The sequence below is a fragment of the Arthrobacter sp. N199823 genome (assembly GCF_002929705.1).
Lineage (GTDB): Bacteria > Actinomycetota > Actinomycetes > Actinomycetales > Micrococcaceae > Specibacter.
This window is the reverse complement of the sequence record NZ_PJIN01000004.1, coordinates 233,254-253,851: the sequence shown is the minus strand read 5'-3', so window position 1 is coordinate 253,851 and position 20,598 is coordinate 233,254. Positions and strand designations below refer to the sequence as shown.

Annotated in this window: 17 protein-coding genes; 8 read left to right on the top strand and 9 right to left on the bottom strand. The window is 59.8% G+C overall.

The genetic code is table 11. The annotated features are described in order from the left end of the window. From yvcK to secG, 7 genes are all read left to right on the top strand, one after another. Positions 1-1,005, top strand: a complete 1,005-nt coding sequence (gene yvcK / locus CXQ93_RS11415) for a uridine diphosphate-N-acetylglucosamine-binding protein YvcK (protein WP_104110538.1) — start codon at positions 1-3, stop codon at positions 1,003-1,005. Positions 1,006-1,022: 17 nt separating this feature from the next. Continuing rightward, complete coding sequence (gene whiA, locus CXQ93_RS11410) at positions 1,023-2,003, top strand: DNA-binding protein WhiA (protein ID WP_062288678.1); 981 nt, start codon at positions 1,023-1,025, stop codon at positions 2,001-2,003. 107 nt (positions 2,004-2,110) lie between these two features. Then, positions 2,111-2,734 carry a superoxide dismutase gene (locus CXQ93_RS11405; protein ID WP_104110537.1) on the top strand — a complete coding sequence of 208 codons (624 nt, stop codon included), beginning with the start codon at positions 2,111-2,113 and terminating at the stop codon, positions 2,732-2,734. Positions 2,735-2,998: 264 nt separating this feature from the next. After that, positions 2,999-4,006: a type I glyceraldehyde-3-phosphate dehydrogenase gene (gap, locus tag CXQ93_RS11400; protein WP_104110536.1), complete on the top strand. Its 1,008-nt coding sequence runs from the start codon at positions 2,999-3,001 to the stop codon at positions 4,004-4,006. A gap of 13 nt (positions 4,007-4,019) precedes the next feature. Beyond that, entirely contained in the window at positions 4,020-5,258 is a 1,239-nt protein-coding gene (locus tag CXQ93_RS11395) for a phosphoglycerate kinase (RefSeq protein ID WP_104110535.1), read from the top strand. A gap of 111 nt (positions 5,259-5,369) precedes the next feature. Further along, positions 5,370-6,185 (top strand): triose-phosphate isomerase, encoded by an 816-nt coding sequence (gene tpiA / locus CXQ93_RS11390; RefSeq protein ID WP_104110534.1) that lies wholly within the window; start codon positions 5,370-5,372, stop codon positions 6,183-6,185. 198 nt (positions 6,186-6,383) lie between these two features. Beyond that, complete coding sequence (secG, locus tag CXQ93_RS11385) at positions 6,384-6,656, top strand: preprotein translocase subunit SecG (protein WP_373418187.1); 273 nt, start codon at positions 6,384-6,386, stop codon at positions 6,654-6,656. An 89-nt stretch (positions 6,657-6,745) separates the two neighbouring features. Here the strand turns inward: secG and pgl are convergent, their stop codons facing one another. The 6 genes from pgl to tkt form a co-directional block, all read right to left on the bottom strand. Next, positions 6,746-7,549: a 6-phosphogluconolactonase gene (gene pgl / locus CXQ93_RS11380; RefSeq protein WP_104110533.1), complete on the bottom strand. Its 804-nt coding sequence runs from the start codon at positions 7,547-7,549 to the stop codon at positions 6,746-6,748. Continuing rightward, positions 7,546-8,487, bottom strand: a complete 942-nt coding sequence (locus CXQ93_RS11375) for a glucose-6-phosphate dehydrogenase assembly protein OpcA (protein WP_104110532.1) — start codon at positions 8,485-8,487, stop codon at positions 7,546-7,548. Before CXQ93_RS11375 ends, pgl begins: the two co-directional genes overlap by 4 nt. Continuing rightward, positions 8,484-10,028 (bottom strand): glucose-6-phosphate dehydrogenase, encoded by a 1,545-nt coding sequence (zwf, locus tag CXQ93_RS11370; protein WP_104110531.1) that lies wholly within the window; start codon positions 10,026-10,028, stop codon positions 8,484-8,486. The genes CXQ93_RS11375 and zwf overlap by 4 nt, the downstream gene beginning before the upstream one ends. A gap of 16 nt (positions 10,029-10,044) precedes the next feature. Beyond that, the gene (locus CXQ93_RS11365) at positions 10,045-11,682 is read right to left on the bottom strand and encodes a glucose-6-phosphate isomerase (RefSeq protein WP_104110530.1); all 1,638 of its coding nucleotides are present in this window, start codon (positions 11,680-11,682) and stop codon (positions 10,045-10,047) included. Positions 11,683-11,687: 5 nt separating this feature from the next. Then, positions 11,688-12,809, bottom strand: a complete 1,122-nt coding sequence (gene tal / locus CXQ93_RS11360; RefSeq protein WP_104110529.1) for a transaldolase — start codon at positions 12,807-12,809, stop codon at positions 11,688-11,690. Between the two features lie 140 nt (positions 12,810-12,949). Then, positions 12,950-15,076: a transketolase gene (gene tkt / locus CXQ93_RS11355; protein WP_104110528.1), complete on the bottom strand. Its 2,127-nt coding sequence runs from the start codon at positions 15,074-15,076 to the stop codon at positions 12,950-12,952. A 434-nt stretch (positions 15,077-15,510) separates the two neighbouring features. Here tkt and CXQ93_RS11350 point away from each other — a divergent pair, with 434 nt between their 5' ends. After that, the gene (locus CXQ93_RS11350) at positions 15,511-16,482 is read left to right on the top strand and encodes a heme o synthase (protein ID WP_373418200.1); all 972 of its coding nucleotides are present in this window, start codon (positions 15,511-15,513) and stop codon (positions 16,480-16,482) included. A gap of 1,194 nt (positions 16,483-17,676) precedes the next feature. On the opposite strand, the gene CXQ93_RS11345 is transcribed toward CXQ93_RS11350, so the two are convergent. Genes CXQ93_RS11345 through CXQ93_RS11335 form a run of 3 tightly spaced genes read right to left on the bottom strand, consistent with a single transcriptional unit; the run spans position 17,677 to position 20,419 of the window. Further along, a complete protein-coding gene (locus CXQ93_RS11345; RefSeq protein ID WP_104110526.1) occupies positions 17,677-18,657 on the bottom strand; it encodes a heme A synthase in 981 nt (326 codons plus the stop codon). Continuing rightward, positions 18,648-19,418, bottom strand: a complete 771-nt coding sequence (locus CXQ93_RS11340) for an ABC transporter permease (protein WP_104110525.1) — start codon at positions 19,416-19,418, stop codon at positions 18,648-18,650. Before CXQ93_RS11340 ends, CXQ93_RS11345 begins: the two co-directional genes overlap by 10 nt. Further along, positions 19,415-20,419: an ABC transporter ATP-binding protein gene (locus tag CXQ93_RS11335; RefSeq protein ID WP_258068878.1), complete on the bottom strand. Its 1,005-nt coding sequence runs from the start codon at positions 20,417-20,419 to the stop codon at positions 19,415-19,417. Before CXQ93_RS11335 ends, CXQ93_RS11340 begins: the two co-directional genes overlap by 4 nt. Positions 20,420-20,598 lie beyond the last annotated feature (179 nt).

Sequence of the window (20,598 nt, the reverse complement as noted above, 5' to 3'; positions counted from 1 at the left end):
GTGTACACGGGCATTTTGCCGATCATTCCGTCGGCGAACAAGCTCCCAGCAGCGGATTCCGGCGTCAAAGTTGCTGCCTTGGGAGGCGGCCACGGTTTAGCGGCCTCACTCTCCGCGCTGCGCCTGGTCACCGGTCATGTCACCGCTGTGGTGACAGTAGCTGACGACGGCGGATCCTCCGGACGCTTACGCGAAGAGTTGGGCGTTCTCCCGCCAGGAGACTTACGGATGGCCCTGTCTGCCCTCTGTGACGATACCGACTGGGGGAGGACCTGGCGCGACGTCATGCAACATCGCTTCACCTCCAAGGAAGGGGTTGCCGGCTCTCTCGACAATCATGCGCTGGGAAACCTGCTCATCGTCACCCTGTGGGAATTGCTGGGGGACCCTGTAGCAGGCCTGCGTTGGGCCGGTGCCTTGCTGGGAGCTCGGGGCGAAGTGCTGCCCATGGCCAGCGTGCCGCTCACCATTGAAGGTCTTGTGCGAGTTGACGGCGCACCAGGCACCCTCATCCGTGGACAGTCAAAACTTGCCAAGGCTGGCGAGGTAGAAAACGTGCGCCTGCTACCTAAGGATGCCCCGGCCTGCCGAGAAGCTGTCACGGCCATTCATGAGGCCGATTGGGTAGTTTTGGGACCCGGCTCTTGGTACACCTCAGTGTTGCCGCACCTGCTCCTTCCCGAGATGCGTCAGGCGCTGTGCACCACCAAAGCCAAGCGGCTAATCACCATGAACCTGGACGTCAATGACCTGGAAGCCGCGGGAATGAATGCGGCCGACCATTTGCACGTCATCTCCCGCTATGCTCCGGAATTTACAGTGGACGTAGTGTTGGCAGATCCGAGCACTATTGGCGACGCCGCAGAGTTCGAACGAGCAGCAGCGATGATTGGTGCCGAGGTTGTGTTCGGTAAGGTGGGTAGTTCGGGCGGCGATGCGGTCCATGACCCGTTGCGTTTGGCAGCGGCCTACCGAGATATTTTTGGTGGTCAAAAATTATCGTGATCAGTGGAGGATGAACCATGGCGCTAACCGCGGCAGTAAAAGAGGAATTGTCCCGGCTTGACGTAAAAAAGTCATCGGTTCGCAAGGCTGAAGTATCAGCGCTACTGAGGTTTGCGGGTGGGCTGCACATCATCGCTGGCAAGATCGTCATCGAAGCTGAGGTAGACACCGCAGCTACGGCTAGGCGCCTACGCATGGCTATTGCAGAAATGTATGGTCATCAAAGTGAAATTGTGGTGGTCTCCGGTGGTGGACTGCGCCGCGGCAGCCGCTATGTAGTGCGTGTGGTGCGCGACGGCGAAGCTCTGGCGCGCCAAAGTGGTCTCCTCGACGGACGGGGACGCCCCGTGCGCGGGCTGCCGTCCGCCGTCGTCAATGGTTCTACGGCTGATGCCGAGGCTGTTTGGCGCGGTGCTTTCTTGGCCCATGGTTCACTGACGGAACCGGGAAGGTCCTCGGCCTTGGAGATCACCTGCCCAGGTCCGGAAGCGGCGTTGGCTCTGGTGGGTGCCGCCCGCCGTCTAGACATCGCCGCAAAGGCCCGCGATGTGCGTGGAATTGACCGCGTGGTCATTCGCGACGGCGATACCATCGGTGCGCTTCTCGTGCGCATGGGCGCACATGACACATTCTTGGTGTGGGAAGAACGCCGGATGCGCAAGGAAGTGCGCGCCACGGCTAACCGTTTGGCCAATTTCGATGATGCCAATCTGCGCCGTTCTGCTCAGGCAGCTGTAGCCGCAGGAGCTCGGGTGGAGCGCGCGCTGGAGATCCTAGGCGAGGATGTTCCCGATCATTTGAAATATGCCGGCGAACTGCGCGTGGCGCACAAGCAGGCAAGTCTGGATGAATTGGGGCGTTTGGCTGATCCGCCACTGACGAAGGATGCAATTGCGGGACGTATCCGCCGCTTGCTGGCTATGGCAGATAAAAAGGCCAAGGATCTGGGTATTCCCGGGACTGAGTCCAACGTCACCTTTGACATGCTCGATGGCTAAACGTTCTAGTATGGAAGAGTAGAGGTTGAAGCGCGGCCCGTTTGGGCCCCTTTTGCCCGGCCGGTACTTTTTGCCGGAGACATCAGAAGAATCGCAATGGAGGAACCGTGACTCAGTACTCACTTCCAGAACTCAGCTATGACTACGCTGCTTTGGAACCAAATATTTCCGCCCGCATCATGGAACTGCACCACAGCAAGCACCACGCGGCTTACGTCGCCGGCGCAAACTTGGCTCTGGAGCAGCTTGCCGAAGCACGCGAAAGCAACAACTTCGCCAACGTCAACAAGTTCTCCAAGGACTTGGCGTTCCACCTCGGTGGTCACACCAACCACTCAATCTTCTGGAACAACCTCTCACCCGAGGGTGGCGACAAGCCTGAGGGCGAGCTGGCCGCTGCAATCGATGACGCCTTTGGCTCCTTCGATGCGTTCCGCGCACACTTCACCGCAGCAGCCATGGGCATCCAGGGTTCCGGTTGGGCACTGCTTTCTTACGAAGGCCTCGGCGGCAACATGATCATCGAGCAGCTGTTCGATCAGCAGGGCAACGTCCCCGTAGCCACCACCCCGCTGCTGATGCTGGACATGTGGGAGCACGCCTTCTACCTGGACTACGTCAACGTCAAGGCTGACTACGTCAAGGCATTCTGGAACATTGTTAACTGGGCCGATGTGTCCAAGCGCTTTGAGGCTGCCCGCAAGAACGCGACTGGCCTGATCCTGCCGTAAGCTGCGGAAACTAGAGTTACCAGCAAGAACCTGAGTCACTTCTCAACGGCCCTCTGAGCCGGAAAGAATGACCAATATATGGACGCCCGCCCCGTAAAATTTACGGGGCGGGCACCATGGAACGTAATATAGATCACGGTGCACGCTTTAGTGCTGTGTACCAGTAAAAAATCTCTGCCCAATGTCGTGCGGGAAATAGTGGTTGAAGGTGACCTTCAACCTGTCTACGTGTGTTCCATTGTGAGCACCAAGGAGAGAGAACAAGTGACTACTCGTATTGGTATTAACGGGTTCGGCCGCATTGGCCGCAACTACTTCCGCGCCGCTTTGGCTCAGGGTGCAGACATTGAGATCGTTGCAGTCAACGACCTCACCAGCCCCGAAGCGCTGGCCCACCTGCTCAAGTACGACTCCGTCAACGGCCGCCTGTCCGTTTCCGTTGAGGTCGTTGACGGTCACCTCGTTGTAGATGGCAAGACCATCACCGTTTTGGCTGAGCGCGATCCCGCCAACCTCCCCTGGGGCGAGCTGGGCGTAGACATCGTCATCGAGTCCACCGGTTTCTTCACCAAGGCTGCTGCTGCACAGAAGCACATTGATGCAGGCGCCAAGAAGGTCCTCATCTCCGCTCCGGCATCCGATGAAGACATCACCATTGTTCTGGGCGTCAACGACGAGCTGTACGATCCGGCTGCGCACCACATCATCTCCAACGCATCCTGCACCACCAACTGCCTGGGCCCGCTGGCCAAGGTCCTGAACGACAACTTCGGCCTGGAGCGTGGCCTGATGACCACCATCCACGCTTACACTGCCGATCAGAACCTGCAGGACGGCCCGCACAGCGACCTCCGCCGTGCACGCGCAGCAGCCGTCAACATGATCCCGACCTCCACGGGTGCCGCTAAGGCTATCGGCCTGGTTCTGCCGGAGCTCAAGGGTAAGCTCGATGGTTACGCCATTCGCGTACCCGTCCCCACCGGCTCAGCAACTGACCTGACCGCAACTGTGAGCCGTGAGGTCACCGTTGAAGAAGTCAACGCTGCCTACAAGGCTGCCGCTGCTGAAGGTAAGCTCGCCGGTTACCTCACGTACACCGAAGACCCGATCGTGTCCTCGGACATCGTTGGCGACCCGGCGTCGTCCATCTTTGACTCGGGCCTGACCAAGGTCATCGGCAACCAGGTCAAGGTTGTTTCCTGGTACGACAACGAGTGGGGCTACTCCAACCGCCTGGTCGACTTGACCGAACTCGTAGCTTCCAAGCTCTAAGGTAAAAACGCGAATGACTCTTCACACCCTCAACGAACTCATCGATGAAGGTGTCCGCGGGCGGTACGTACTGGTCAGAAGTGACCTGAACGTGCCGCTCGACGGCTCTAACGTCAGTGACGATGGACGCATCAAGGCGTCAATTCCTGTCATCACGGCACTGGCCAACGCCGGTGCCCGTGTCCTGGTCAGTGCCCACTTGGGCCGGCCCAAGGGTGCCCCCGAAGCCAAGTACTCCTTGGCTCCTGCGGTGGCACGCTTGGCCGAACTGGCACCGGAACTCAACGCCACCTTGGCTGCTGACACCACCGGCCCGGCCGCTGTGGCTGCTGCTGCCGACTTGGCTGACGGCTCGGTTCTGGTCTTGGAAAACGTGCGCTTCGATGCTCGCGAAACATCCAAGGACGACGGCGAACGGGCGGCTTTCGCTGCCGAGCTCGCCTCCCTGACCGGTACCAACGGCGCTTATGTGGACGATGCTTTTGGCGCCGTCCACCGCAAGCACGCCAGTGTCTACGACATTGCCAAAGTGCTGCCGTCCTACCAGGGCGATCTGGTGCGCACGGAATTGGAGGTTTTGCGCAAGCTGACCACCGAGTCCGAGCGACCCTATGTGGTTGTTCTGGGTGGGTCCAAGGTTTCGGACAAGTTGGCTGTCATTGACAACCTGATTGGCAAAGCCGATTCCATCTTGGTTGGCGGCGGCATGTTGTTCACCTTCCTCGCGGCCCAGGGTCACAAGGTTGGCGCTTCCTTGCTGGAAGTTGATCAGATCCCCGTTGTTCAGGATTACCTGGCCCGCGCCGAAGCGGCTGGCACCACGTTCGTGTTGCCCACCGACGTGGTTGTAGCTGCAGGTTTTGCCGCAGATGCAGCACATGAAGTAGTTGCTGCACAATCCATTGAAAGCAGCAGCTTCGGCGCAGCTGGCCTTGGCTTGGACATTGGACCGGATTCCGGAGCAGCGTTTGCTGCCGCGATCTCCGGTGCGAAGACCGTGTTCTGGAATGGCCCGATGGGTGTCTTTGAGTTCCCGGCGTTCGCTGGTGGAACTCGGGCAGTCGCCGGCGCCCTTGCTGCTAACACCTCCAATGGTGGCTTCAACGTTGTTGGCGGTGGCGACTCCGCATCGGCCGTTCGGTCATTGGGGTTTGCTGATGACGCGTTTGGTCATATCTCTACCGGTGGTGGCGCCAGCCTGGAATTCCTTGAAGGTAAGGAACTTCCGGGTCTGATCGCACTCGACCGCTAAATGCACCACAGTGGCGGCGGGGTCTCCCCGCCGCCACTTTTTGCCGATTTCCTTATCGGTACTGTTGTGAAAAAAGTTTTACTCTAAGTAACGCAAGAAACGAGAGAAGCGATGACTACTTCAACGAACGGCAATTTTGACCGGACGCCGCTGATCGCAGGCAACTGGAAGATGAACATGGACCACGTCCAGGGCATCACCCTCCTGCAGAAGTTGGCCTGGACCCTGTCCGATGCCCGCCACGATTTTGACCGAGTGGAAGTTGCAGTCTTCCCTCCCTTCACCGACCTGCGCGGTGTCCAGACCTTGGTTCAGGGCGACAAGCTCAAGCTTGTGTACGGTGGACAAGACCTCTCCGATAAGGATTCAGGCGCTTACACCGGCGATATCTCCGGAGCATTCCTGAATAAGCTCGGCTGCGCCTATGTACTGGTTGGCCACAGCGAACGCCGCGAAATCCACGGTGAAAGCGACCAGCTTCTCAACGCCAAGGTTCAGGCCGCATTCCGCAACGAGGTCACCCCCGTGCTGTGCGCCGGCGAAGGCCTCGAAATCCGCAAGGCCGGAACTCACGTAGAGCACACGCTCGCACAGGTTCGCGGCGGAGTAGCCGGCCTCACCGCTGAGCAGGCTGGCCAGCTGGTCATTGCCTACGAGCCCGTCTGGGCCATTGGTACCGGCGAAGTTGCCGGACCGGACGATGCGCAGGAAATGTGCGCAGCCATCCGCGCCGAGCTCGTAGAACTCTTCGATGCCGAAACAGCTGCCAAGACCCGTCTGCTGTACGGCGGATCAGTCAAGGCCAACAACGTGGGCGCCATCATGGCCGAGCGCGATGTTGACGGTGTTCTTGTAGGCGGCGCCAGCCTCGATGCCGGCGAGTTTGCCAGCATTGCCCGCTTTGAGAACCACCTCGTAACCAAGTAGTCCCCACGACCTCCCACATTCGACTCGCAAGCGAGTCGAATGTGGGTCCCTCGGTCGCGTGGGCCCAACACCCGGTCAAATTCCGTGTCCATTCGCATTGTGTGGGCGGACACGGTTAGACTTGGTTGCGGACACAGGCATCGCAGTGCATGGATGCACGACAACCCTGTTCCACTACATACTTGATTCACCCTCATCATGTTCGAAAGGCCACACGTGGAAGCATTACAAATTGCCCTGCAGATCATCTTGGGCGTCACCAGCTTGCTGCTGACCCTGCTGATCTTGCTCCACAAGGGCCGTGGTGGCGGACTGTCTGACATGTTTGGCGGCGGTATGAGCTCCAACTTGGGCTCCTCCGGCGTGGCAGAACGCAACTTGAACCGCTTCACAGTGGTTCTCGGCATTGTCTGGGGCTTGGTCATCATTAGCCTCGGCCTGATCATGTCCTACGGAAACATCGGGGCTTAGTTAGCCCGCAGCACCATCTAAAAGATCCCCTTACGGCAACTTGCCGTAAGGGGATCTTTTAGTTGGCTTGGACTAGCTCATGCTCAGTTTCAGGACTCGCGGCGTTTCAGTGCCGAGGGAACTTTGGCTGCAGACGCCTCATCCAACAGCCACAAGGTCTTGTTCAAGCCGCGTGCGCCTGAGGCAGGTACCTGAACTTCGCTGGCACCAGCCAAGCCCAGACCCACGGCAGCAGCCTTATCGGCACCAGCTGCAACAATCCAGATTTCCTGGGCGGAGTTGATGGTTTCCAACGTCAAAGAAACACGCAGAGGCGGTGGCTTGGGGGAGTTACGAACCCCCACCACTGGCACGCCCTTGGTACGGATGCCGGCCAGCTCAGGGAACAACGACGCGATGTGTGCGTCAGGCCCCAGACCTAGCAGCAGAACATCAAATCGGGGGACCACCGGAGCTTCTCCGGATGCCTCGTCGTCGTTCTGCCATTCAGTCTTGGCCGCTAGGGCCAGCTCCTGGGCATAGGTGGCCACTGCTTCCTCGAGATCGGCAACAGTGTCCGAGGCAGCCATGGCATGAACGCGTGCCGGGTCAACCGGAATATGATCCAACAGTGCATCAGCAGCCTGGCCATAGTTGCGGTCTTCAGAGTCGGTCTCAACAAACCTGTCGTCACCAAACCAGAAGTTGACCTTGCTCCAGTCGACAGCCAAATGAGCCGGCGACTTGGCAATTTCACGCAATGTGGCAATACCCACGCTACCGCCGGTCAAGACAACAGTTGCCTCGCCACGTTCGCTCTGGACATCCAACAACCGCGTGATCAGCCGTGCCGCCGTGGTGGCGGCCAGCACATCGAAGGAAGGATGCGTGGTGATGCGGACGTTCTTGCTCATGCTTTGACTACCTTCTCTTCGGCCAACAACTTGGGCAGGCCCAGAGTGATGACTTCACCAAAGACCAAGTCGGGATCCAGCCGACGCAATTCCTCAGCCAAGCAGTCCTGCAAAGAACGCCGAGGCAAGGAGATCTTCTGTTCCGGTTGACCCGGCTGAATCAGTGTTGCTTCCAAGGCGCCCGGGCGGATCAACTCAACATTGCCGTTGAGCCGCTCCATGACGACCCTCCGAATGCCGGTTCCACTGGGATCTTCGGTTACAGTGATCGGCACGTTCAAGGCGCGGTGCAGCCACGCCGCCAGCAGCAACGTGCTGGGGGAATCGCTGGCGCCCTCCACCTGAAGGCCGGTGATGGGATCCGATCCATCGTACTGATCCAAAGCAGCCGCCAACTGAACGCGCCAGTTGGTCAAGCGAGTCCACGCCAAATCCGTGTCGCCATCAGCGTAAGTCTGAGCAATGTGCTCCAGCGCATCACGCGGATCAACGGAATTCGCTGAGTCGGTGATGCGACGGTGCGCAATCCGGCCCACTGCCGATTTGCTCGGCGACGCGGGAGCTTCCGTGTGCCACCATGCAACGATCGGGGCGTCAGGCAAGAGTAGTGCCGAGAGCACAGATTCGCTCTCAACAGCAAGTTCACCGGATCCACGGAGAACGATCACCTCGGAAGCGCCGGCGTCACCGCCAACGCGAATCTCGGCATCCAGGCACGTCTTGTCCTCGGGCGAGCCCGCAGCCAAGACAATGATCCGGCATGGGTGTTCACGGCTCGCCAAATTCGCAGCCTCAATGGCTTCTTCTTCGCGGCCACGCTTAGTGATCACCACGAGGGTGAGCACGCGTCCCAAGGCGACAACGCCGCCTTGTTCGCGCATCTTCACGATCCGTTTGGTGATCTTTGACGTGGTTGTATCGGGGAGTTCAACGATCATGGTCGACGCCACGTCCTTCCATCACGCTTCAACAGTTCATCAGCGGAGGACGGACCCCAGCTACCTGGTTCATAAGCTTCCGGCTGAACGCCCTCTGCTGCCCAGTATTCCTCGAACGGGTCAAGGATCTTCCAGGAAAGCTCAACCTCTTCATGGCGGGGGAACAACGGTGGTTCACCCAGCAACACATCAAGAATGAGGCGCTCGTAAGCTTCCGGGCTGGATTCAGTGAACGCATGGCCGTAACCAAAGTCCATCGTGACATCACGGACTTCCATCTGTGTACCCGGGACCTTGGAGCCAAAACGAATGGTTACACCCTCATCAGGCTGAACCCGGATAACGACGGCATTCTGACCGAAGTCATCTTCGGTGTGGTCGGTGAACAGCAGGTTTGGTGCGCGCTTGAACACCACAGCAATTTCGGTCACACGGCGGCCCAGACGTTTTCCTGCACGCAGGTAGAACGGTGCCCCCGCCCAACGGCGAGTGTTGATGTCCAATCGGATGGCTGCAAAGGTCTCCGTCGTGGAATCGGCAGGAATGCCTTCTTCTTCCAGGTAACCCAGAACATGCTCTCCACCCTGCCAGCCGCCAGCGAACTGGCCGCGTGCAGAGTGAGCGGAGAGATCCTCGGGCAGTTTTACAGCAGCGAGGACCTTTTCCTTCTCGGCCCGCAAATGATCGGCATTGAAGGAAATGGGTTCCTCCATGGCCGTCAACGCCAGCAACTGCAGCAAGTGGTTTTGGATCACATCGCGGGCTGCGCCCACGCCGTCGTAGTAACCGGCACGGCCACCTGTGCCGATGTCCTCGGCCATAGTGATCTGCACATGGTCAACATAGTTTGCGTTCCACAGCGGCTCAAAGAGCTGGTTTGCGAAACGCAGGGCAAGGATGTTTTGAACGGTTTCCTTGCCCAGGTAGTGGTCAATCCGGAACACGGCATCGGCCGGGAAGACTGATTCCACAATGTCATTCAGGGCCCTAGCAGATTTGAGATTATGGCCAAACGGCTTCTCGATGACTACTCGGCGCCAGGTCTCCGTAGGACCCTGTGCGAGGCCGTGCTGCGAGAGCTGACGGCAGACAAGCTCAAAAGCCTTGGGTGGAATGGAGAGATAGAAGGCGTGGTTGCCGCGTGTACCGCGGGTTTCATCCAGCTCGGCAAGGGTGGCCTTAAGCCGTTCAAAGGCGGCGTCTTCATCAAACTCACCCTGAACAAAGCGAATGCCTTCGCTGAGCTGGTTCCAGACAGTCTCATCAAACGGCGTGCGGCAGTGAGCCTCAACCGAGGCCCGAACCTCTGCCGCAAATTCCGCGTCGGACCAGGCCCGGCGGCCAAAGCCAACAAGGGCAAAGCTCGGCGGCAACAAGCCACGGTTTGCCAGGTCGTAGACGGCTGGCATGAGCTTTTTACGGGAAAGGTCTCCAGTGACTCCAAAGAGTACGAGAGACGAGGGACCCGCCACCCGGGACAATCGCCGATCGCGACTGTCCCGGAGCGGGTTTTCATTGTGTGATGTGGCAGAGGTTGGCATCTTGAGAGAGGTAGCCTTATGCGTCTAAGTGACGGCCGGCAAGCTCGGCCACCACAGTTTGAAGTTGAGCAACGCCGGCGGCTACATCTGTCAGATGCAGTCGGAGTACCGGACATCCGTGGTCAGCGAGGACGGCTGCATCGCCTGCGGCCTGAGCTGCAATGAGCTCGCCGAAGCTAAACGGTCGTTCCGGAATGGCCAAGTCCGCAGCGGCAGCACCAGTCACCTGCAAGAACACACCGATGGCGGGGCCACCCTTGTGGAACTGGCCGGTGGAGTGCAGGAAGCGCGGGCCCCAGCCGAACGTGACGGGGCGGCCGGAGTATGCGGCAAGCTCGTTGCGCACAGACTCCAACGGTGCATTAGCCAAGCGGTCCAGGTACACCTGAACACTCAGGTAACCGTCGGCACCCAAGGTGCCCACCAGAGCAGCCACAGCCTCGGAAAGGGTTTGCACCCCGCCCAGCCATTCGGCGTCGTTGTTGGCAGTGCGAACCTCAACGGCACCGTCGGTGAACAGCGCAGCAGTCGGGGCCGGCGTGGCGTCCAGCAGGCCGCGAGCAGCAACCTTGGCAGCCTCAACATCAGGCTGGTCAAAGGGGTTGATGCCCAGCAGGCGACCGGCGACGGCTGTGGCAAATTCCCAGACCATCATCTGTGCGCCCAAGTCACCGGCGATGCTGACCTCGTTCTCACGAAGTTCCACGTCCGCGTCCCCGGCTACCAGGCGCACCACCAAAACGTCGGCGGCGCCGCTGGTGACCTCGGGAGAGTTGGGATCAGCCACAACAGGAAGCACGCCCGTGCCCAGCTTGCCAGTGGATTCGGCAATGAGCTGTTCGGCCCAGTCAGCGAAGCCCACAATGCCTGAGCCCTCATCAACAATGACAATCTTGTTGCGCAACGGCGAGGTACCACCCAAAGCTGCGGCGAGGCGCAGACCGACGTTATCCACGTCGTCATCGCGCAGCATCTCGCCGGCTTCCTCAGCGGAGTCCAGCAAGGACACAATGTCCACGCCAGCCAAGCCCGAGGGCACCAAACCGAATGCTGTCAGGCCCGAGTAGCGGCCGCCTACGTTGGGGTCGGCGTTGAATACCTTGCGGTACCCTGCTTCACGTGCCGAACCGTCCAAGGGCGAACCCGGGTCGGTGACAATGATGATGCGTGACTTGGCGTCGATGCCGGCAGCTGTGAATTCCTGCTCGAAGATGCGCCGCTGGGAGTCAGTTTCCAGTGTGGATCCGGACTTGGAGGAGACCACAATCGCCGTGGTGGCCAAGCGGTCACTGATAGCTGCACGAACCTGGCCCGGATCGGTGCTGTCCAGGACGGTGAGTTCAACACCGGCAGTTGCCGTGATGACCTCAGGAGCCAGCGAGGAGCCGCCCATGCCGCACAGCACAATGTGGTTGACGCCTTCGGCGCGCAGTTCATCGCGCAGGACGGTGATGTCTTCGATCAGAGCGGCGGAGACCTCAGGAGCCTCAACCCAGCCAAGACGGATGGCTGACTCGGACTCGGCGTCAGGACCCCACAGAGTGGCGTCCTTGGCGAATACGCGTGAAGCTACCTGGTCTGCCACGAGCGTCAGCAGCTGCGCCTCGCCGGCAGCCTTAGCGGATCCGGTGGCGGTAAATGCCAGTGCTGTCATGGCCGTCAGCCTTCCGCGCCGGCAGCGTCAAGAGCAACCTGAACGTGGTTCAAGAGGTCCTTCCAGCTGGCAACGAACTTGTCCAAGCCTTCGGTTTCCAGAACGCCCACAACATCATTGTAGGAGATGCCAAGGCCCTCGAGCTTGTTCAGGAGAGCGTTTGATTCCTCGTAGGTGCCCGTGATGGTGTCACCGGTGACCACGCCGTGATCGAAGGTTGCATCGAGAGTCTTTTCCGGCATGGTGTTGACCACGTGCGCGGCGACCAGCTCGGTGACGTACATGGTGTCCGGGTATGCCGGGTTCTTCACGCCGGTGGAGGCCCACAGTGGACGCTGGGGGAGTGCACCGGCGTCAGCCAACACGGCCCAACGCTCCGAGGAGAAGACTTCCTCGAACGCCTGGTATGCCAAGCGAGCGTTGGCCAGTCCGGCCTTGCCCTTCAGGGCTGCTGCCTCTTCGGTGCCAATGGCTTCGAGACGGTTGTCGATTTCCAGGTCAACGCGGGAAACGAAGAAGGAAGCCACAGAGTGGATCTCGGCCAGGTTGTGGCCGTTGGTCTTTGCTAGCTCCAGGCCGCTGAGGAACGCGTTCATGACGGCGCGGTAGCGGTCCAGCGAGAAGATGAGGGTGACGTTGACGCTGATGCCTTCGCCCAAGGTTGCCGTGATGGCTTCGAGGCCTTCAAGGGTTGCCGGGATCTTGATCAGCACGTTCTTCTTGTTGACCTTGGCGTAGAGGCGCTTGGCCTCGGCAATGGTGCCCTCGGTGTCCCAGGCCTTGCGCGGGTCAACTTCGATGGAGACACGGCCGTCAACGCCGGCGGTGGAATCATAGATAGGGGCGAAAATATCGCAACCGTCAGCAACATCTGCTGTGGTGAGTTCAAAGACTGCATCTTCGGCGTTGATGCCGGCGGCGGAGAACTTGGCCAGCTCCGACTTGTAGTCATCGCTCTTGGTGATGGCTGCTTCAAAAATGCTGGGGTTGGTGGTGACGCCAACAACGTTCTTTTCTGCGATCAGGGCAGAAAGATTACCGGTGCTGATCCGGCTGCGTGAGAGATCGTCGAGCCAGATGGACACGCCGGCGGCGGAGACGGCTGCGGTGGGTGTTGAGTTAGTCATTGTGCTACTTCCTTGTGTTCCTGGTGGATTAAGGCCCTGCAATTAATAGCGTTGCAGGTGAGAGGTTGTATTCCCGAAGGCCGGCGTACGGTGATGCGGTGTGCCGGCCTTCGGGAACTACAGGTGTGACGTGCGATCGATTAAGCGTTAGCCGTTGCGATGGAGTCCTTGGCGGCAGCAGTGACTGCCTCGGTGGTGATGCCGAACTTCTCGAAAAGGATCTTGTAGTCAGCGGAGGCGCCGAAGTGCTCCAAGGAGATGGAACGGCCTGCATCGCCAACGAACTCGCGCCAACCCAGTGCCAAGCCAGCCTCGACCGAGACACGGGCCTTAACACCTGCGGGCAATACTGATTCGCGGTATTCCGGGCTCTGAGCGTTGAACCACTCAACACACGGCATGGAGACAACGCGGGCGGCGATGCCGTCAGCAGCGAGAGCCTCGCGGGCCTCAACAGCCAGCTGAACCTCGGAACCGGTGGCGATGAGGATGACAGCGGGGGTGACCACTGCGCCGTCGGACACGGCCTCTGCCAAAACGTAGCCGCCGTTGGCAACCAAGTCTGCGGAACCAAACTCGGTGGCGGTAGCTGCACCAGCGCCACGGGAGTACGTGGGGATGTTCTGACGTGTCAGCACAATGCCGGCCGGGTTGTCAGTGGTTTCCAGAATCTTCTTCCAGGAAGCCGCAACTTCATTGGAATCACCGGGGCGGACAACGTCCAGGCCCGGAATGGCGCGCAGGCTCGAGAGCTGCTCGACAGGCTGGTGTGTGGGTCCATCTTCGCCCAAACCGATGGAATCGTGCGTCCATACGTAGATGGACGGTACGCCCATCAGTGCCGAGAGGCGGATGGCCGGACGCTGGTAATCGCTGAAGATCAAGAACGTGCCGGAGAATGCGCGGGTGGGGCCGCTGAGGTGGATGCCGTTCACAATGGAGGCGGCAGCGTGCTCACGGATACCGAAGTGGAGGACGCGGCCGTAGGGGCCACCTGACCAGGTCTCGGTCTGCTTGGAAGCAGGCACGAACGATCCGGCACCTTCAATGGTGGTGTTGTTGGAACCAGCCAGGTCGCAGGAGCCGCCCCAAAGTTCAGGCAGTACGGCGCCGATGGAGTTCAGCACCTTACCTGATGCTGCGCGGGTGGAGACAGCCTTGCCGCCTTCGAAGACGGGGAGGTTTTCTTCCCAGCCTGCCGGCAGTTCCTTCTTCTGGATGCGCTCCAGCAAGGCAGCGTTTTCCGGGTTGGCAGCGGCCCAGGCGTTGAAGCTGGTGTTCCACTCTTCATGGGTTGCGGCGCCGCGATCTACAACTGCGCGTGCGTGCTCCAGAACTGCCGGTTCTACGTCGAAGCTCTTTTCTGGGTCGAAGCCCAAAACTTCCTTGACGGCAGCAACTTCAGCGGCGCCCAAAGCAGAGCCGTGGATAGCGCCGGTGTTCTGCTTCTTGGGAGCCGGGTAACCAATGATCGTCCGCAGGGAGATCAAGGAAGGCTTGGTGGTCTCCGCCTTCGCTGCAGCCAAAGCGGCGTGCAGTTCCGCAACGTCCTCGACGTATTCGCCCGTCTTGGTCCAGTCAACGCGCTGTACGTGCCAGCCGTAGGCTTCGTAGCGCTTGAGGACATCTTCGGAGTAGGCGATGTTGGTGTCGTCTTCAATGGAGATGTGGTTGGAGTCGTAGACAACAACCATGTTGCCCAGTTCCTGGTGGCCGGCAAGGCTGGAAGCCTCGCTGGTCACGCCTTCCTGAAGGTCGCCGTCGGAAGCAATGACCCAGACAGTGTGGTCGAACGGGCTGGTGCCGGGGGCAGCTTCGGGATCGAGCATGCCTCGCATACGGCGCTGTGAGTAGGCGAAGCCAACAGCAGAGGCCAGGCCCTGGCCCAACGGGCCGGTGGTGATCTCGACGCCGGCGGTGTGCTTGTACTCGGGGTGACCGGGGGTCAATGATCCCCAGGTGCGCAGGGCTTCCAAGTCGGAGAGCTCCAGGCCGTAGCCGGAGAGGAAGAGCTGCACATACAGTGTCAGCGAGGTGTGGCCGGGGGAGAGGATAAAGCGGTCGCGGCCAATCCAGTCGGGGTTCTTCGGATCAATCCGCATGACCTTCTGGAACAACAAGTACGCAGCCGGCGCCAGTGACATGGCTGTTCCGGGGTGGCCGTTGCCCACCTTCTCAACGGCGTCAGCGGCCAAAATGCGTGCGGTGTCTACTGCGCGCTGATCGTTGGCGGTCCAGGTGAACGTTGGCAAATCCTGATGTGACACTGACAGGTCCCTCTCGTTATGTGCATAAATAATGCAGGTGCGGGCGACTTGAATGCAACCGGTTGCCCTGAGGTACCCGGCGCACGCTGCTGGCTCCGCACTGCGGTGATGCTTCAGCAATTGCAAGCTTAGTCCCACGGTGGTGTGACCGCTAAAATCTCATGCCATGAGGCAATTCTAAAGTTACACGATTTAGTACCCGGAACGTGATTAGTTTTCACATGTTGCGCAGAGTTGGAGCCGGTCTTGACAATGGCGATTTTCGCTCTTCCGTAGGGAAATCCGCTATGATGAAGAGAGGTTTAACGCGTCTGTAACGCGCCAGTAGCGTCCCTGTTCGCGGGCAATCTTGGCGAGGCTGGCATAACAGCGACATCCGGCGCAATAATTGCGCCCAGGATGTGACCGGCACTAAAGACAACAATGAAAACATGGTGACATTACACGTGAGTGCGACACATAGCCCGGCAACTGGGGCTTCGGCCAAAGTTTCGCCAAGTTTCTCGGAAAAGGCCAAAGGATATCTGGCGTTGACCAAGCCCCGGGTCGTTGAGCTTCTGCTAGTCACCACCTTGCCCACCATGTTTTATGCGCAGGGGTTTTCCGGCAAGAGCGGCGTTCCCAGCCTCTGGCTGATGCTGGCCACGATGGTTGGTGGCGCACTGGCCGCTGGCGCTGCAGGAGCATTCAACTGCTACATCGACCGCGATATTGACAAGGTCATGAACCGCACATCGAAGCGGCCTTTGGTGACGGGCGTCATCACTCCCCGTGAAGCTCTGATCTTCTCCTGGGTGCTCACAGTCATTGCCGTTGTCTTATTGTGGAGTGTGAATCCCCTCACAGGAATGCTGGGCATTGGCGCAATCTTTGTCTACGTGGTGGTGTATTCCATCATTCTCAAACGCCGCACATCACAGAACATTGTCTGGGGCGGAGCCGCCGGTTGTTTCCCGGTCCTGATCGCGTGGTCGGCTGTGACCAACTCCGTCCAGTGGCCCGCCATCATCTTGTTCATGGTGATTTTCCTCTGGACACCGCCACACTACTGGCCGCTGTCCATGCGCTACAGCGACGACTACAACGCCGTCAACGTCCCCATGCTCGGCGCCGTGGCCGGTTCCCGCACCGTTGCCGTCCAGGTTGTCCTTTACACCTGGGCCATGGTGGCGTGCTCACTGCTCATGATCCCGCTCGGCGGCGCTGGCATTGTTTACACCGTCGTGGCCCTCGCTGCGGGTGCCTGGTTCTTGTACGAGGCACATGTCCTCTACAACAACTCGAAGAAAGACCTCGTCACGAAGAAGAACGCCATGAAGGTGTTCCATGTTTCCATCAGCTACCTGACGCTGGTATTCCTCTCGCTGGCTGTGGACCCGTTTGTTGGTTCTGCTTTGATGGGCTGATCGCTCCGACTTCTATCACGCGCATAATGTTGCGCACCGTGCACCGTGCACCGCGCACCTTGCACCGCACGACGGCGGCCGGCACCTTCCCCACGGAAGGAGCCGGCCGTTGCTGGTTAAGTCCTCGGCCTGGGACACTATGTCCTGTCGCGTTCCGTCTATTCCGCTCCATTCCGCCGTCGAGTGTCCAGATAATGTCGTTATGAGCGGATTTTGGGGCTTCTAAGTGGCATTATCTGGACACTGACCGGGGAGCCAGGTAACCTAACGCCTCTGTGGCGGCAGGCGCTGGCTCGTTAGGTGCCGCCTCTAGCTGCAAGTACGGGCTCGCTGAGGGCGGTATTAGCGTGCCCGGAGTCCGGAGTGCGGGCAGTGGGGAGGGCGGAGCCGGGACCGTGCCAGCTGATCGCCGCCATTTTGCCCTGTTGATTCGCCAGACCTAGGTTGGTCGGTGAGTTCTTCCCGGCGGGCTCCATCTGACCCTGTCCATTCCGCTCCGCCGTCGAGTGTCCAGTTAATGTCGTTATGAGCGGATTTTGGGGCTTCTAAGTGGCATTATATGGACACTGACCGGGGAGTCAGGTGACCTAACGCTTCTGTGGCGGCAGGCGCTGGCTCGTTAGAACGCGTCGTCAGCAAGCGCTGGCTCGTTAGGTGCCGCCTCTAGCTGCAAGTACGGGCTCGCTGAGGGCGGTATTAGCGTGCCCGGGGTGCGGGGAGGGCGGAGCCGGGACCGTGCCAGCTGATCGCCGCCATTTTGCCCTGTTGATTCGCCAGACCTAGGTTGGTCGGTGAGTTCTTCCCGGCGAGCTCCATCTGACCCTGTCCATTCCGCTCCGCCGTCGAGTGTCCAGATAATGTCGTTATGAGCAGTTTTCGGGGTTCCTAAGTGGCATTATCTGGACACTGACCGGGGAGTCGGGCACCAGAACGCGTCGGGGCAGCAAGAATCGGCGCACGGGGTACTACACGGAGTACAAAACGGAGTACCAGGGGCACGGAGTACTAAACGGAGTGCCAAACGGGGTGCAACATGGAGGGCAAAACGGAGTAGAACACGGTGGACAAACGGGCATGAAAAAGCCCGGTGCCGATACCTTTTCGGGTATGGACACCGGGCCTGACAAGCAGCAGTCCGTGCAGCCCTGTCACTCCGACCATGAGCCTCTGGGCCCGCTGTACTGGAGCGGGAGGCTACTTGAGCTGAACTTGGTCCTTGCCGCGGCGAAGCGCCACATCAATCATGTTGGTGGCAACGGAGAGCATGAGCGAGGCTCCGAACATGTGGACCACCACGAGAAGGATCGGAATGCCGGTGAAGTACTGCCAGTATCCAATGACGCCCTGGAAGAGCACCGACACGAACAGGATCAAGGCTGCGTTTCGGAGGATATCACCCTTGCCGTTGCGCCATAGCAAAATGACCAGCAGCAACGCCGTCGCCACGAGCACGTAGACGGGGACGGCGTGCATGCGAGTCACAAGGTAGCCGTCCAATTCCATACGCGGCGAGGTGGCATCGCCTGAGTGTGGACCGGAACCTGTAACCAAAGTGCCCAACACTACTGCCAGATAACTGGCCACGGCGGCGATGACACTTAGCTGGCGAATGAGGGGCTTGGCGCGAGGAACGTCATGGGGTCCCGAAATACCCGTGCGGCCGTAGGTCCTGTTGACCATCAACATGGAGACCACCACTAGCGCTGCGGAGACCAGGAAGTGCAGGCTCACGACATAAGGATTCAGGCCCGAGAGCACTGTGATGCCGCCAATAATGGCTTGGGCGGGGATGACGGCCAGAAGACCAAACGCCAACCAGAATAGATCCTTACGTTCGTGGCGCAGGTTCCACAGCAGAACCAGCAGGACCAGGGCGATGGCGGCAAGACCGAAAGTGAGCGTGCGGTTGACGAATTCGATGACTCCGTGGATGCCCATCGCAGGCGTATTCGTCAAGGACTCCGCCGTGCACTTGGGCCAGGTGGGGCAACCGAGCCCCGAGCCGGTAACTCGCACCACACCACCGGAGATGATCAAGATGCCTTGACCGATCAAGGAGGCCACGCTGAGGCGCTTGATGGCGGGGGTTATGGTCGTAGGTAATTTCTGTGCAAAGGTGCGCAGGGCTACTGCGGTACTGCTTTGACTCACTTCGGTGTCGCCTCTCAATTCCATTTGAACCATTTGACGGCGGCGATGGCGGCAGCCACACCCCACGCCAGCAAAATAATGAGCCCCCACACATCGAGGCGGCTTTCAATCAGTGCAGCGCGCATCAGGTTGCCGAGAGCGCCGGAGGGCAGCCACTGGACGTATGCCTCGAGGGCGCTGGAGAACTTGCCTGCTGGCAGCACAATCCCTCCCACAGCGGCGAACAGTATCCAGCCCAGGTTGGTGATAGCCAGGGTCGCTTCAGGACGGACGGTGCCGGCAATCAGCAGACCAATTGCCGTGAAGGCGGCAGCGCCCAAAATCAGCAGCGGGATGCCCAGCAACACGCCAGCTAGTGGCGGGCGCCAGCCCATAAATGCGGCCACGGTGGAAATCAGCACCACTTGCAACGCCAAAGCGGCCAGTACGGCGATGACCTTCCCGGCGATCAATCCGCCCTTGCCCAGCGGTGTGGTGGACATGAAGCGTAGGACCCCATAACGCCTGTCAAATCCGGTGGCAATACCCTGTCCGGTGAATGCCGTCGAGAGCGCACACAGGGCAAGAATGCCCGGGGCTGCAATAGCAACACGGGAGTGTCCCATGTCATCGAGCAGGGGAGTGGCTACCAGTGCAATGAGGCCCAGGAGTGGCATGACCACCATGAGCACCAGCTGTTCGCCGTTGCGCAGCATGGTGGAAGCCTCGTACTTGCCCTGGTTCAAAATTCGCCGGGTCAGACTCGCCGCGTGTGCCGGCGGGGCGTTATGGAATAGGGTGCTCATGAAATCACCGTGCTGTGAGAGTTGCGATGGGCGGAAACAGGGGCAACTGTTGCGGCGCCGTCGGAAATGGCAAGGAACACGTCCTCGAGGGACTTGGATGCTAGGTGTACGGAAGTCGGCATGACATGGGCTCGTTCACACCAGGCGCCAAAGCGGGCAAGATCGGCCGGTTCCAAGGGGCCGGTCAAAACGTAGCTTCCGGGACGAGTCTCTGAGCACTCAAGTCCGGGGCGCAGCAGGGCAGACACGTCCAAAGATGGTGTGGCCTCGAACGTCATGGCACGCTGTTCCATGGCTGCCGTGGACGACTCAAGGAGTTCCTGTACCGTGCCGGCAGCCACCGATTCACCCTTGTCCACAATATAAACGTAGTCGGCAAGGCGCTGGGCGTCGTCGAGTAGGTGCGTGGTGAGGATGATGGCCTTGCCAGCGTCGCGCAGTTCCCGAATCAGCTCAAAAACCATGATGCGCGACTGCGGATCCAGGCCCGCGCTGGGTTCATCGAGAAACAGCACCTCCGGGTTACCCAGCAGACTAGCGGCCAGAGCCACGCGCTGCTTCTGGCCACCGGAGAGGCGGCGAATGTTTGTGTCGGAGAACTCGTTGATGCCGAGCCGCTCTACCAGGGCGTCCACAGACAGCGGGTTTTGGTACAAGCCCGCCACGTGGCGGAGCAGCGCAATGGGGCGGGCCGCCGGGGGCAGTCCGCCGTCCTGCAGCATGACACCCACCCGGGAACGCAGTGCGGCGTCGGCATGTTCCGGATCCTGACCCAGGAGTGAAATGCTGCCGCCGGTGCGGTTTTGTAGGCCCTGGGCGCATTCGATGGTGGTGGTTTTGCCGGCGCCATTGGCACCCAAGAGAGCCGTCACCTGACCAAAGTGGGCCGTCAGGCTAATGTTGGAAACGACGCGTTTCATCCGGCCATCCAATGCCGGCAAGGGCCCCACGTCCTTGATGAGCCCGGAAATTTCCAGGGCAGGGGAAAGTGTCTTTGTCACGCGGCCATTGTACGCGAGCCACTTGGGAATTTTACCGGGTTCCGCAACGTCCCGCCGGTGCCACAAGTCTCTTGGGCTCATACGGGCCTGTGGGTAGGCTCACCTTAGTGGCATAAGGTGCTCAATTACGACATAATTGTGTTGTCTATTGTTGTGCGTAGTTTTTGACTGTGTGGAGG